Source organism: Acinetobacter beijerinckii CIP 110307 (genome assembly GCF_000369005.1).
Taxonomy (GTDB): Bacteria; Pseudomonadota; Gammaproteobacteria; order Pseudomonadales; family Moraxellaceae; genus Acinetobacter; species Acinetobacter beijerinckii.
The window spans coordinates 164,265-177,430 of the sequence record NZ_KB849763.1 but is presented as its reverse complement, the minus strand read 5'-3'; the positions used below and the strand labels follow the sequence as shown (position 1 = coordinate 177,430).

13 protein-coding genes and 2 tRNA genes are annotated in these 13,166 nt (G+C 39.3%); 4 read left to right on the top strand and 11 right to left on the bottom strand.

Annotation, left to right across the window (positions count from 1 at the left end; all coding sequences use genetic code 11):
* Positions 1–70: 70 nt before the first annotated feature.
* The 8 genes from pth to F933_RS00790 all read right to left on the bottom strand — a co-directional run bounded on the left by pth (position 71) and on the right by F933_RS00790 (position 5,505).
* Positions 71–652 carry an aminoacyl-tRNA hydrolase gene (pth, locus tag F933_RS00825; protein WP_005056567.1) on the bottom strand — a complete coding sequence of 194 codons (582 nt, stop codon included), beginning with the start codon at positions 650–652 and terminating at the stop codon, positions 71–73.
* Between the two features lie 19 nt (positions 653–671).
* Positions 672–968, bottom strand: a complete 297-nt coding sequence (gene rplY / locus F933_RS00820; RefSeq protein ID WP_005056566.1) for a 50S ribosomal protein L25 — start codon at positions 966–968, stop codon at positions 672–674.
* Between the two features lie 97 nt (positions 969–1,065).
* Positions 1,066–2,019 carry a ribose-phosphate pyrophosphokinase gene (locus tag F933_RS00815; RefSeq protein WP_005056564.1) on the bottom strand — a complete coding sequence of 318 codons (954 nt, stop codon included), beginning with the start codon at positions 2,017–2,019 and terminating at the stop codon, positions 1,066–1,068.
* Positions 2,020–2,119: 100 nt separating this feature from the next.
* Positions 2,120–2,194, bottom strand: a tRNA-Gln gene (locus tag F933_RS00810).
* A gap of 85 nt (positions 2,195–2,279) precedes the next feature.
* Positions 2,280–2,354, bottom strand: a tRNA-Gln gene (locus F933_RS00805).
* On the bottom strand, positions 2,353–3,186 hold the full coding sequence (ispE, locus tag F933_RS00800) for a 4-(cytidine 5'-diphospho)-2-C-methyl-D-erythritol kinase (RefSeq protein WP_005057517.1): 834 nt from the start codon (positions 3,184–3,186) through the stop codon (positions 2,353–2,355). Before ispE ends, F933_RS00805 begins: the two co-directional genes overlap by 2 nt.
* Positions 3,187–3,200: 14 nt before the next feature.
* Entirely contained in the window at positions 3,201–3,782 is a 582-nt protein-coding gene (gene lolB / locus F933_RS00795; RefSeq protein ID WP_005057515.1) for a lipoprotein insertase outer membrane protein LolB, read from the bottom strand.
* A gap of 4 nt (positions 3,783–3,786) precedes the next feature.
* Positions 3,787–5,505, bottom strand: a complete 1,719-nt coding sequence (locus F933_RS00790) for a tetratricopeptide repeat protein (protein ID WP_005057514.1) — start codon at positions 5,503–5,505, stop codon at positions 3,787–3,789.
* 78 nt (positions 5,506–5,583) lie between these two features.
* Between F933_RS00790 and hemA the strand changes: the two genes are divergently transcribed.
* Complete coding sequence (gene hemA, locus F933_RS00785) at positions 5,584–6,867, top strand: glutamyl-tRNA reductase (RefSeq protein ID WP_005057512.1); 1,284 nt, start codon at positions 5,584–5,586, stop codon at positions 6,865–6,867.
* Between the two features lie 5 nt (positions 6,868–6,872).
* On the opposite strand, the gene F933_RS00780 is transcribed toward hemA, so the two are convergent.
* Entirely contained in the window at positions 6,873–8,753 is a 1,881-nt protein-coding gene (locus F933_RS00780) for a DNA primase (RefSeq protein WP_005057509.1), read from the bottom strand.
* A 131-nt stretch (positions 8,754–8,884) separates the two neighbouring features.
* A complete protein-coding gene (locus F933_RS00775; RefSeq protein ID WP_005057507.1) occupies positions 8,885–9,982 on the bottom strand; it encodes an outer membrane protein assembly factor BamD in 1,098 nt (365 codons plus the stop codon).
* A gap of 71 nt (positions 9,983–10,053) precedes the next feature.
* Here F933_RS00775 and rluD point away from each other — a divergent pair, with 71 nt between their 5' ends.
* The 3 genes from rluD to F933_RS00760 all read left to right on the top strand — a co-directional run bounded on the left by rluD (position 10,054) and on the right by F933_RS00760 (position 12,572).
* Positions 10,054–11,103, top strand: a complete 1,050-nt coding sequence (gene rluD / locus F933_RS00770) for a 23S rRNA pseudouridine(1911/1915/1917) synthase RluD (RefSeq protein ID WP_034710287.1) — start codon at positions 10,054–10,056, stop codon at positions 11,101–11,103.
* A 71-nt stretch (positions 11,104–11,174) separates the two neighbouring features.
* Positions 11,175–11,915, top strand: a complete 741-nt coding sequence (gene pgeF / locus F933_RS00765; protein ID WP_005057502.1) for a peptidoglycan editing factor PgeF — start codon at positions 11,175–11,177, stop codon at positions 11,913–11,915.
* A gap of 84 nt (positions 11,916–11,999) precedes the next feature.
* Positions 12,000–12,572 carry a flavodoxin family protein gene (locus F933_RS00760; protein ID WP_005057499.1) on the top strand — a complete coding sequence of 191 codons (573 nt, stop codon included), beginning with the start codon at positions 12,000–12,002 and terminating at the stop codon, positions 12,570–12,572.
* A 42-nt stretch (positions 12,573–12,614) separates the two neighbouring features.
* On the opposite strand, the gene smpB is transcribed toward F933_RS00760, so the two are convergent.
* Positions 12,615–13,091, bottom strand: coding sequence for an SsrA-binding protein SmpB (gene smpB / locus F933_RS00755; protein WP_005056543.1), 477 nt, complete (start codon positions 13,089–13,091; stop codon positions 12,615–12,617).
* Positions 13,092–13,166 lie beyond the last annotated feature (75 nt).

Here is a 13,166-nt window from a genome sequence, read left to right as displayed (position 1 = left end):
GGTTTGATGCGCATTTTGCGCTTAAAAACACAATATGGCAAGCGTGATTGATCAACAATTCAGTTTAAATTTAAGCAGGTTTATAAGCATTAATTTGATTCATAGCCTGTGAAACTTGTCCATCAACAAGCATTTTCACTTTTGATAGGGCATGATCAATTGCTGAATCCATTAAATTTTGTTCACTGCTAGGAGCTTTGCCGAGCACATGACCAGAAACACGTTCTTTGGAGCCGGGATGCCCAATTCCAATACGTAAGCGATGAAAGTTTGGTCCGATATGTGGGACGATATCACGTAGACCATTATGTCCGCCGTGTCCACCACCTGTTTTTAATCGGATGATGCCTGGGTCCATATCGAGTTCATCATGAGCAATTAAAATTGCTTCTGGTGCAACTTGATAGAATTTGGCAAAAGGTACAACACTTTGACCAGAACGGTTCATAAATGTTGTTGGTAATAGCAAGCGTACGTCATGACCTTCAATTTGACCACGACCGCTAAACCCATGAAATTTAGGTTCTGCTTTTAATGAAATACCATAACGGTCTGCAAGCTGTTCAACAAACCAAAAGCCTGCATTATGGCGGGTTTGGGCATATTCCTTTCCAGGATTACCCAAACCAACAATTAGCGAAATATTTGACACTAATTTACGCCTTTAACACTTACGCGCGTTTAAAGTCAGCGTGCATAGGTGTGTTTTTAGCTGGGTGACGTTGTAACGCTTGGATTTTAACGCTTTCAACTTTATCACCGATTTTGATTTCGATTACTTCTTCAAAGAAAGCATTGTTTTCTAATGCTTTAACGATTTCACGAAGTTCTAAAGTGATTGTTACAGGCTCAGCGCTACCACCATAGATGATTGCTGGAATTTGTGAAGCGTGACGAAGGCGGCGGCTCGCACCTTTCCCTTGTAGTGCTGCTTCACGTGCTTGAGCTGTTAATACGAAGTTTGCCATGGGCATATCCTCATTGAGATTAAGAAACTAAACTTGCGACCAGTTTAGTGATAGAAAAACCCTAGCTAAGCTAGGGTTTAAGAAAAAAGCTGGGCTATTATAGATAACTATCGAACATCGCGCTAATAGATTCTTCGTTGTTAATACGACGAATTGTTTCAGCAACCATGCTAGCAACAGAAACTTGGCGAATTTTACCTAAGTTCAATGCTTCATCAGAAAGAGGAATTGTGTCAGTTACAACCAATTCATCAATAACAGAATTACGAAGATTATCAAGCGCTTTGCCAGATAAAACAGGGTGAGTTGCATAAGCAATTACACGACGAGCACCAAATTGTTTTAGTGCATCAGCGGCTTTGCAAAGCGTACCTGCTGTATCTACCATGTCATCAACGATGACACAGTCACGATCTTTAACATCACCAATCAAATGCATCACTTGTGATTCATTTGCTTTTTGACGACGTTTATCGATGATAGCTAAATCAATATCACCCAATTGTTTTGCAACAGCACGTGCACGAACAACACCACCAACGTCAGGTGAAACCACCATAAGGTTGTCATGTTGTTGTTGACGTAGGTCAGCCAATAGCGCTGGCGTACCATAGATGTTGTCAACTGGAATATCGAAGAAACCTTGAATTTGGTCTGCGTGCAAGTCGATCATTACCACACGGTCAATACCAACAGTTGTAAGCATATCCGCTACAACTTTTGCTGTAATTGGTACACGAGCAGAACGTGGACGACGATCTTGACGTGCATAACCGAAATACGGAATGACAGCTGTGATACGACCAGCACTTGCGCGACGTAAAGCATCAGCCATAACCAAGATTTCCATCAGGTTATCATTGGTTGGCGCGCAAGTAGATTGAACGATAAAAACGTCTTTACCACGAACATTTTCAGTAATTTCAACTGAAATCTCCCCATCAGAGAACTTGCTTACAGAAGCAGCACCGAGTGGGATATGTAAATGGCTTACGACTTTTTGGGCGAACTGTGGATGAGCACTTCCACTGAAAACGACAAGATTGGGCATGAAGCACCTGAGCGAGGGTTAAGCGAAGCATTGCTTCGACCGAGCGCAAGGGAAAAATGTTAAGTTTTTCCAACGGGTAATTTAGAAACAATCTATTATATGGCAGGGGCGGCTGGATTCGAACCAACGGATGCCGAGATCAAAACCCGGTGCCTTACCACTTGGCGACGCCCCTAATGCGGCAGAACTTTAATATTTTTATATGATATTGTCAATATATTTGAACAGATATCTATATAAAACCATTCTGTCTAAAGATATGGCAGGGGCGGCTGGATTCGAACCAACGGATGCCGAGATCAAAACCCGGTGCCTTACCACTTGGCGACGCCCCTAACATGTAACTGAAAAACTTCTTAAAGGAGATTCTGCTAGACTGTTTACCAAGTAAGATTTACAAGGCGCGTTTTGCAAAATTTTCTTTATGTCCATTTCACTGGTTACTTCAATAAAAACACAAGCACCTGTACCTGTAAGCTTTGCTAGACCAAACTGATCTAAATATTGCATTGCTTCTTCAACTTCAGGGTATAACTGTCGAGCCAATGGTTCAAAGTTATTTCCAAAGCTAGAAGGTTCTAACTGATAGGCGCAAAATTTAGTGATCTTAGAGTCTCTTGTCAATGTTTTTTGTGAAAAAAGCTGTTGAGTGCTGATAAAACAGTCAGGTTTCAAAATAATGAATTGTTTTTGAGCTAAGTCTATGAATGATAAATGTTCACCTATACCTTCAGCCCATGCATTTCGACCAAAAATAAAGATCGGAACATCTGCGCCGAGTTGCACACCATATGCTGCCAATTGTTGTTCATTTAATCCACATTGCCACAGTTGATTGAGCACAATAAGCGTGGTTGCAGCATTCGAGGAGCCACCCCCCAGTCCAGCACCCATAGGAATATTTTTTTCAATACGAATATTCAATCCACATAATTTTTGCGCATGTGGACGTAATAATTGTGCAGCTCTGTAGATTAAATTTTGTTCGAGTTTGACTTCTGTTAATCCTTCGATGTGAATAACATGATCTGTGGTCTGTTCAAAACTCATCCAATCATATAGATCAATCAATTGAAAAATAGTTTGCAATTCATGATAACCATTTTCACGTCGACCTGTGATATGAAGAAATAAATTCAATTTGGCAGGGGATGGCACTTTAATCATAAATAGAATCTAAACTATCGGTTTTGAATCACCATTGTAATACGATTTTCTTTATCATCAGCAAGGGCTTGCTTTAATAAAAGCTTGTTTGGCAAAGGTTGAGCATCGTTATAACTAAAATCAACGGTCCAACCATCTTCAATCAGTTGTTTTAAGCGATTATTTTCATCTTTGCTGATCTGGGCATTTTGAGTTGCAGGTTTAGCTTGTACCCAATAGGCTAAATGCATGATTGGTGCTTGCCAACCTGTGGCTTTTTCTAATAATTCTTCTGGAGTTGCTGCTGTTATAAGCCCAGTTTTAGCGCTATTTAAAGTGACTTGACCTGGTTTGCCTTCAATTTGAGTTTTACCAACGCCTAAAATTCCTGTTAGTTCAATGTCAAATTGATCTTGTTGTTGTGCCCATGTAAAAAAAGCGCTGCCAGATTGTTGTGGTGTGCGTACACCAATTTTACCTTGTAGATTAAAATTATTTTCATCTTGGATTTGTGGCGTTGCTATGTTTTTATTGGGTTGAGTGAAGCTTTGACAACCTGCCATCATTAGCATACTGCTGCTGCAAATAGCTAAGCAAAATTTTGAAAACATACGCATGCGTTTAACTCTTTTTTACGGTTATGGGTAAGATTAAGCTATCAAGTTGTTGTAATTGTGGGGCATTTGCATGTTTTTGTTTCAATTGCTGTAACACATCGCTAAATTCAGTCAATGAACCTTGCATGTATAAAGCTTTTGCATAGCGAACTCCAATATTAATATTTTGACTAAGTCCATAAGCTTGTCCTAAAACATCAACAGCGGTATCAAAATCATTTTGTAAAAAAGCAATATAACCTAACGTATCTAAAATAGAGGCTTGTTCTGGAGCGTAATTTAGCGCTAACTCAGCATATTTTCTTGCTTCTTTTAAACGTCGATTTTGCAGTGCAAGCGTGTAGGCATAAGCATTTAAGTAAGTCGGGCTATTAGGTTCAATGATTAAAAGTTGCTTTAAGGTTTTATCCAACTTATCGCGATCCGTAAATGGATCCAGCAATAAAACTTCTGCATAAATGAGTTCAGGATCATCAGGTAAATTCTTAATTGCTTCATCGAGTAAAGCCAAGGCTGCCTTTTTATTATTGGTTTTCTTGAGAATATCCGCTTGGGCTTGGTATAAGAAACTGGCATGTTGCGGATAATTCACACGTTCTTGGGTTAAAAACCTTAAAGCATCATTTAATTGTTCTTGTTTCTCGAAAATAGCAATCATATTACGTCGAGATACAATATATAGGCTGCCATCAACAAGACGATAATAAGCTTTGGCTGTTTCATAATGCTGTTTGCGTTGAGCATTAATTGCAAGATAGTAGTAGGCTTCATTTTGGTATTTTGCAGATGAACGTAACTCAACCAAATATTGTTCTGCTTTTTCATATTGTTTTAGATCAATACTGGTTAAACCTGCAATGAATAAAGCTTCTTCAGCATGGGGGTGATCTTTGATAATATCTTCCAGCTTTTCAAAAGCTTCTTGTTGTTGATTAATTTGAATATAATAGCGTGCTTCAGCGAGTCTGATATCTAAATTATTTTTATTTTTTCGACTGGCTTTTGCATACCATTTTGTTGTCTCTTCCTCATCTCTTAAAGCAATCAGTAAGTTCGCTTTCATTAAGATAAAGCTGGTTGATTTAGAACGTTTACGCAAAGCACGATTAATATTGTTAAGTGCTTGTTCATACAAACCATCTTGTGCTTCTAAACCTGCGATCAAGGCTAGAATTGAGGGATTATCTCGTTCCTCACTTGTGCGTAAGGCATTCAGCAAAATCTCACGATCTCGAGCTTCTTCAGGTGCAATACCTGCCAAAATTTGTTCAAGATCAGCAGTAGAGTCGATATTTAAAATTTTATCGAGTGTTTTTGCTGCCAACTCATATTCATGTGTTTTGAGCGCAATATGTGATAAGTAAAATAAAGCAGGGACATCCGTTGGCTCTTGTTCGACCCAATGTGTTGCAATATCAAGAGCTGCTTGTAAGTCATTGTATTCTAATGCAACATCTAGGGCGCGTTGTTTAATCGTGGTGGAATTACTACGTATTGCCAGTACCGTGTAATTATGCAGTGCTGTCGGAATATCATCATAAGCAAGAGAAAATTCTGCGACCATACTTTGTTGAAGAGCATGCTCAAAGCTTTGATCAGCATACATGTCGTGTATTGCTTGTGCAGAGACATAAGAGCTCATGCTACCTAGCAACAAGATTGTGGTAGAATACCGTCTAATCGTCTTGCCGCTAAAATGGTTACGGCGATATAGCTGACGCAATTTTTATTGATCCAAGTAATGCTTTTTATGACACCGATGTTGCACAATAACATAAATTTAGCGAAATGATGATCTGATATGTCTTTCTTTGCATTGGGTGTCAACCATCAAACAGCTTCTGTCGAACTGCGCGAACAAATCGCTTTTAATGCAGAGCGATTAGCTGCGCTATTGCTTGAACAACAGCAAAATCCTTCTTTAAAAGATATGGTGGTTGTTTCTACATGCAATCGTACTGAGGTTTATGCCATGACTGAAGATGCGGATAGCATCCTCAATTGGTTAGCCCAAGTGAATAATATTGATGCAAAACAGTTAATTCATCATGTTTATCGTTACGAAAATGCCCAAGCAGTTACACATCTAATGCGCGTCGCTAGCGGTTTAGACTCGTTGATGTTGGGTGAACCACAAATTTTAGGGCAAGTTAAAAGTGCTTTAGCGTTATCGAAAAATGCTGATGCAGTTTCACCTGAGCTGAATAGTGTATTTGAATACGCTTTTTATGCGGCTAAGCGGGTGCGATCAGAAACTTCTGTTGGTAGTCATGCCGTTTCAATGGGTTATTCTGTTGCTCAATTGGCATTACAAGTATTCAGTCGACCTGAAAAATTAACGGTCATGGTTGTTGCCGCTGGTGAAATGAATAGTTTAGTGGCTAAACATTTAGCTGAGATGGGTGTTGCCAAAATCATTATTTGTAATCGTAGCCTTGAACGTGCGGATTCACTTGGTCAAGAAATTGCACATCAAGTTGATGTTGAAATTATTCCTTTTGCAGAACTTGCACAAAACTTACATCGTGCAGATGTTATTTCGAGTTGTACTGGTAGTTTACATCAAGTCATTAGTTATTCTGATGTCAAAGCTGCATTAAAAAAGCGACGTTATCAACAAATGCTAATGGTGGATTTGGCTGTTCCTCGTGATATTGATCCTAAAGTTGAATCATTAGATAACGTTTATTTATATGGTGTGGATGATTTACAAAGTGTCATTGAAGAAAACTTAGCACAACGTCGTCAAGCTGCGGTTGAAGCAGAGGTTATGGTCAATCAACTTGCAACACAATTGATGACTCAACAAAAAGTAAAAGAGGCGAGTGGCACGATTCAAGCTTATCGTCAGCACAGTGAAGAAATGAGTCAAATTGAACTACAGCATGCATTAGATTCATTAGAGCATGGGCATGCACCAGAACAAGTGCTGCAAGAGTTCGCACATCGTTTGACCCAAAAGCTTTTACACCCAACTTCAATTTTACTTAGAGAAGCAGCAAAAGCGGAAAATCCAGATTACTTTGAATGGTTGCAGCAGCATTTACAAGATGTGTTTGAGCACGAACGTAAGCCGAAGCAGTGATTGTATTAAGATAATAATTTTAAACTAATTTGTTTCGTTAATTCATTGAGTTGTTGGCGTAAATTACGTGATTCAATTAATGAAATCGGTGATCTAAGCTTTAATTTTAAATATTTCTCTTGTAAATTTAATGAGAAATCTTTAGCCAATTTATCCGCAATTTCAGGTGCTTGAGTGAGTGATTGAATATTAGTGCGCTGCATAATATCGGCAATCTCATGACTATAGTTGCTACATGCACCCAGAACGTAATAGGTTGCGAGTTCCTGATCATCAGGTAAATCATCAAATACAATATTGAGTACGGCTAAAATTTTAGCCAATAACTCTGTTTGATCAATCACCGCAAGTAATTCTTCAAAATGAATATAAAGGAATGGATGGTGCATTAAAATCGCAATTGCAAAATCTTCATCCTTGGTTTGAATATTAAAAGATAAAGAAGCATCGTGGCTAATTTGTGGGGTAAAGCGTTTGCCGAGACCCAGTTTTTCACGGAAAGATTGAGATAATAAGTATCGAAATGAACCATGTTTAGGTAATAAATCGGTCAACTCGCGTAATTCACCCATAACCAAGCTTTTACCCTCAGGTGAACTAATATCATGTTGTCCAGTTAAATGAGCGAAAACGAAGTCAGATAATAATGGCGCTTGTTGTAATAACTTTTGAAAGTTTTCTAATCCTTCACGACGAATTAAAGAATCAGGATCATGCTCATTAGGCAATACAAAGAATTTTAACTCACGACCATCATTGAGCAGCGGAAGTGCAATTTCTAAAGTACGTCGAGCAGCTTTTTGTCCAGCTGCATCACCATCGAAAGCAATAGTGATCCGAGAGTTTTGTTTAAATAGCGTGTTTAAATGCTCTTCGTTACTGGCTGTGCCAAGCGTTGCAACAGCACCATTGATACCATATTGCTGTAAAGCGATGACATCCATGTAACCTTCGACCATGAGCCAATCATTAGCTTTAAGTTTGCGACCTTCATACAAACCATAGAGCAACTGATTTTTATGAAAAACCTCTGAGTCAGGTGAGTTAATATATTTGGGTTTAATCTCATCATTTAAGGCACGACCGCCAAAACCAACCACGCGACCTTTATGATCACGAATCGGAAAAATGACTCGCTCTCTTAATAAATCAAAATCTCGCCCACTATCACTTGAGCGAATTAAACCAATTTTTTTTAAACCTTCAATATCTTGTGGAAATGCTTTTTCTAAATGCTGCCAATCTTCAGGCGCATAGCCTAAACGCCAAAATTGAATAGTTTGAGCTGACAAACCACGCTGCTTAAAATAATTTTGTGCTTTCAGGCTGTTCGGCAATTGTCGCTCGTAATACTGTGCAACGTTCTCTAAAAGATCGTATAGATTGCCTTCTTGAACGTGTTCATCAATATTAAAAGCAGGATCGAATTGTGCAAAAGGGTCATCCATATAACGATCCATATCAATGAAATGACCATCGAAAACTGGATCGTTTACTGGTGTATCTGCGTTTGGCTGTTCTTTTATTTGTGTTGGTTGTGGTGCAACGACTTGGGGACTGCGCTTATAGGCGAGTTTTTTATTATCCTGATTATCTTTAGGTAATTCGATGCCAGTCTGACTTGATAAGTCTTTCATGACATCAACAAAGTTGCGACTATCAATGTCCATCAAGAAGCGAATTGCATTGCCATTTGCCTGACAACCAAAGCAATGATAATACTGCTTATCACGATATACATGGAATGAAGGTGTTTTTTCTTGATGGAATGGGCAACAACCAGAGTATGTTCTACCAGTTTTTTTTAACTTCACACGATGACCGATCAAATCGACAATATCGGTTCGATCTAATATTTGATCAATCGTATGTTGTGGAATTGCCATAATAAGTGCTTAACCGTATTAAACTGAGAGTAGAACATTTTCAACAAGTAAGAATGCTATGAATTATTGTTGCATAAAATGAAAAACAGGCAAGAGAGACTTGCCTGTTTTATGAATCAGAAGATTACAAATTAATTTGCTGCATCTTCTTCTACATTATCTTTTGTTTCTAGTTTGTCTAATAGACCAAAGCTCAGACGATTTGTCCAACTTGGTTTGTCCGATGTTGCAGGAGCTACAGGAGTCGCAGTAGGTGTAGGCTCAGCAGTTTTTTCTGTTTCAGGTTTATCAAATAAGCCAAAACTTAAACGGTTGGTTAAACTACGTTGTTCCGTTTCGCTGCTTGTTTCATCCTTCGTTTGTACTGTCTTAGATTCACGACCCAATAAACCTAAAGTTGCACGGTTGACCCAACTGCCTTCTTTACGGGCTGCACGTAAATTAACTTCACCATTCGATTTAACTAAATTTGGATAGTTTAGTTTTAGGATCTCAACATATTGTTGTGAAGTCGCTTGATCCCCGAGTTTTTGATAGCTATAAGCTAAAGTTGCTAAAGCTTCAGGTGTTTGCGGTGTTTGCGGATAATGTTCAATCACCCATTGTGCACGTTCAGCAGCAGCAAGCCATGCTTTACGTTGAATATTGAAGCGTGCTGCATTCATTTCACTTTCAGCAAGCTCTTGACCAATAAACTTCATGCGTTGCGCTGCATCAACTGAATACTGGCTACTTGGGAAGCGACGAATCAACTCAACAAAATTTTGATACGCGACCTTCACATAGCTCACATCACGGTGCGATTGCTGTAAAGAGGTATAACGAATCAAGCTGTCGTAATTCATTTCCATGTTGGCTACGCCACGAACATAGTAAGCATAATCGACATTTGGATGCTGCGGATTTAAACGAATGAAACGATCTGCAAGGGCTATTGTGCCTTCATAATCTTTTTGTTTGAATTTTGCATAAAGAAGTTCAAGTTGCGCTTGTTGCGTATATTGACCCGTTGGATAATAAGTGTCTAAAGCTTCAAGTGACTTCACTGCATCGCTGTATTGATTGCGATCTAGTGATTTTTGTGCTTTATCAAAATAGACTTGCTCACTTGATTGTGGTCCTTTATCAACCACATCTTTTTTACTCGGATTGCTGCTACAGCCCACAAATGCAGACGCTACACCTAAAGAAAGTGCAAGCACCGTAATTTTATAACGTGGTAGCGACATAAAAACTCCTCTGTTATTCTGGGCAATGAGCTACAATGGTGCTATTAAACCATTTTTGTACCGATCATCAAATGACTTCAGCACAATCTTCCAATTCAAACTTCTCTGAAACAGATTTCTTACTCGAAGATTCTGTGGATGCAGATAATCATAATTCTGACTCAACTGCAACACGTTTATCGTTGCAAATTCAACTCGATGAAAACTATTTAGGTCAACGTATTGATCAAGTTGCAGCATTGGTCTGGAGCGATTTTTCTCGTGAAAAACTCAAGCAATGGATGAAAGAAGGTCATCTGTTGGTAAATGGTAACATCGTAAAACCGAAGTATCGTTGCGAAGGCAATGAACTTTTAACGTTAAACGTTGAGTTAGAAGCACAGACGACGAGTCAAGCCGAAAATATTCCTCTCAATATTATTTATGAAGACGAAGATATTATCGTTATTAATAAAGAGGTCGGTATGGTCGTGCATCCAGGCGCGGGTAACCCTTCTGGAACATTGGTGAATGCATTGCTTTACCATGCACCAAAATTAGCAGAGTTATCTCGTGCTGGTTTAGTTCATCGTATCGATAAAGACACTAGCGGACTGCTTGTTGTTGCGAAAAATTTAGAAGCCCAATTTTCATTAAGTAAACAACTAGCAAAGAAAACGGTTTATCGTGTTTACGATCTTGTGACTTATGGCAATATCATTGCTGGTGGCACCATCGATGAGCCAATCAAACGTCATCCAGTCGATCGCGTTAAAATGGCAATCTTACCCGGTGGGCGTGATGCTGTAACGCACTACAATGTTAAAGAGCGTTTCCGTGACTTTACTCGTATTCAGGCACAACTTGAAACAGGTCGCACTCACCAAATTCGTGTGCACTTTAGCTATCTTGGGCATGGTTTAGTGGGTGACCCTGTGTATGTGAATCGGGTACGTTTTCCCGCAGGCGCTTCAGAGGCATTGACGGATAAGTTACGTGGGTTTAAACGTCAAGCACTGCATGCTGCCAAGTTGGGTCTTGTTCATCCACGAACAGGCGAAGAGATGATGTTTGAAGCGCCATGGCCAGAAGACTTCACTCAATTAGTGGAAGTGCTTCGCACTGAGAACAAAGCATATTAAGTAATGATCCCTAATCATAAAGGGGATTTGTTCAACTCATCCCTTGAAACAAGGGTGTTGGGAAGGATTTTATGGAATTTGTGCAGGGTTTGCCAAAAGGCATCTATGTTGGACAAACGCGGATTGAACATCCTCAAAGCATTGCAACAGCAAATGAAAACTTATCAGGTTTTAATTTGGCTTTGCATGTCAATGATGAGGCGCAACGAGTTCAACAGCATCGTATGATCTTGCTGAATCAGTTGTCTGCTTTTGGGGTTAATAAGCTCACATGGATGACACAAACCCATAGCACAATTTGCCATACAGTAAACGAGCAAGCTTCATTTGTTGCGCTTGAAGGCGATGGTTTAGTTACCCAACGTAAAGGTCATGCCTTAATGATGATGACAGCAGACTGTCTGCCTGTGGTATTGGGTAATCATGAGGTAGCTGAAGTCGCTAATCTACATGCAGGTTGGCGTGGCTTGGCCAATGGAATCATTGAAAATACAGTTGCTGAAATGAAATCTAAACCGACTTGGGCATGGTTAGGTGCTGCAATTAGTCAACCTTGTTTTGAAATAGGTGCAGAAGTCAAAGCCATATTCTGTGAAAAATATCCTGAGTTAGAAAATGCTTTTACTACTGGTCAAGTGATGGGTAAATATCATGCTGATCTTTATGCAATTGCTCGCTTTATTCTAAAACGTTTGGGGGTTGAAACTGTTTTAGGTGGAGATCAATGTTCTTATCAACAAGGCAAAGATTATTTCTCTTATCGCCGTGATGCAAAGACGGGACGAATGGCAACATTTGTGTTTATGCAATAAATTGCATCTTGTCTGCTGTGGATTCGCCTTGTCTTTGTTAAAAATGTTAAACTTGATTCAATTCATTGGTTTTTAAAATTTTCCATGACTGTTATTGAGCAAGTTACTTCTCCTATTAAAGTTTGTGTGGTTTATCATAGTCCTTATGGTCACACGGCTAAAGTTGCACAATATATCGCTCAAGGTGCAGAGCAGGCGGGTGCTGATGTGCATTTGATTTCTGTTGCTGCGCCACAATGGGATTTACTTGATCAAGCTGATGTATTGGTGATGGGGTGCCCAACCTATATGGGAAGCCTTACCTCTGCGCTCAAACAATTTATGGAAGATTCGTCTAAGCGTTGGCTTGCAAGGGCTTGGCAAGGTAAGTTGGCCGCAGGATTCACAAATGGTGGTGGATTGAGTGGTGATAAGCTTGCGGTATTGCAGCAAATCAATTTATTTGCAATGCAGCATGGCATGTTATGGGCAGGTTTGCCGTTTATGCCGACAGGAAGAAGTCCATTGGATATTAATCGAATGTCGAGTTTTTTAGGTTTAATGACACAATCTGACAATGCAAGTGTTGAAATTACACCTCCAGAAGGCGATTTGGAAACAGCACGTAAATTTGGAAAATATTTGGCAGAGTTTAGAGTCAAATATTCGGTCGTATAAAGATTCAATAATAAAAAACCTCCATTAATTGGAGGTTTTTTATTATTTATGCAACATACGTGATTTATCTCGTTGCCAGTCACGATCTTTTTCAGTTGCACGTTTATCGTGTAACTGTTTACCTTTAACCATGGCAATTTCTAGTTTAACCAAAGGACCTTTCCAATAACATGCCAGAGGAACACATGAATAACCTTTCTGATTCACTGCGCCCATTAGTCTATCTATCTCACGGCGAGAAAGTAGTAACTTACGTGTACGAGTTGCCTCAGGAACCACATGACTTGATGCTGATAATAAAGGCTGAATTTGTGAACCCAGTAAAAATGCTTCACCATTTTTAAAAATGACATAGCTTTCAGTCAGCGTCATACGACCGGCACGAAGTGACTTCACTTCCCAGCCTTGTAAAGACATACCAGCTTCAATTTTTTCTTCAATAAAGTAATCGTGACGCGCTCTTTTGTTTTGAGCAATCGTTCCACCATTATTTTTTTTAACTACAGTTGCTTTCGCCATAATTCAAACTTCCACAATTATGCCTATTGTGCCGTAAAACGTAATCTTTTTCCATCATTTAGGAATTTCGCGTTT

What these genes read in the sequence shown, in the direction of transcription:
- rplY (WP_005056566.1), bottom strand. Translation starts at nt 968, where the DNA reads ATGGCAAACTTCGTATTAACAGCTCAAGCACGTGAAGCAGCACTACAA.
- F933_RS00815 (WP_005056564.1), bottom strand. Translation starts at nt 2,019, where the DNA reads ATGCCCAATCTTGTCGTTTTCAGTGGAAGTGCTCATCCACAGTTCGCC.
- ispE (WP_005057517.1), bottom strand. Translation starts at nt 3,186, where the DNA reads ATGATTAAAGTGCCATCCCCTGCCAAATTGAATTTATTTCTTCATATC.
- lolB (WP_005057515.1), bottom strand. Translation starts at nt 3,782, where the DNA reads ATGCGTATGTTTTCAAAATTTTGCTTAGCTATTTGCAGCAGCAGTATG.
- hemA (WP_005057512.1), top strand. Translation starts at nt 5,584, where the DNA reads ATGTCTTTCTTTGCATTGGGTGTCAACCATCAAACAGCTTCTGTCGAA.
- F933_RS00780 (WP_005057509.1), bottom strand. Translation starts at nt 8,753, where the DNA reads ATGGCAATTCCACAACATACGATTGATCAAATATTAGATCGAACCGAT.
- F933_RS00775 (WP_005057507.1), bottom strand. Translation starts at nt 9,982, where the DNA reads ATGTCGCTACCACGTTATAAAATTACGGTGCTTGCACTTTCTTTAGGT.
- rluD (WP_034710287.1), top strand. Translation starts at nt 10,054, where the DNA reads ATGACTTCAGCACAATCTTCCAATTCAAACTTCTCTGAAACAGATTTC.
- pgeF (WP_005057502.1), top strand. Translation starts at nt 11,175, where the DNA reads ATGGAATTTGTGCAGGGTTTGCCAAAAGGCATCTATGTTGGACAAACG.
- F933_RS00760 (WP_005057499.1), top strand. Translation starts at nt 12,000, where the DNA reads ATGACTGTTATTGAGCAAGTTACTTCTCCTATTAAAGTTTGTGTGGTT.
- smpB (WP_005056543.1), bottom strand. Translation starts at nt 13,091, where the DNA reads ATGGCGAAAGCAACTGTAGTTAAAAAAAATAATGGTGGAACGATTGCT.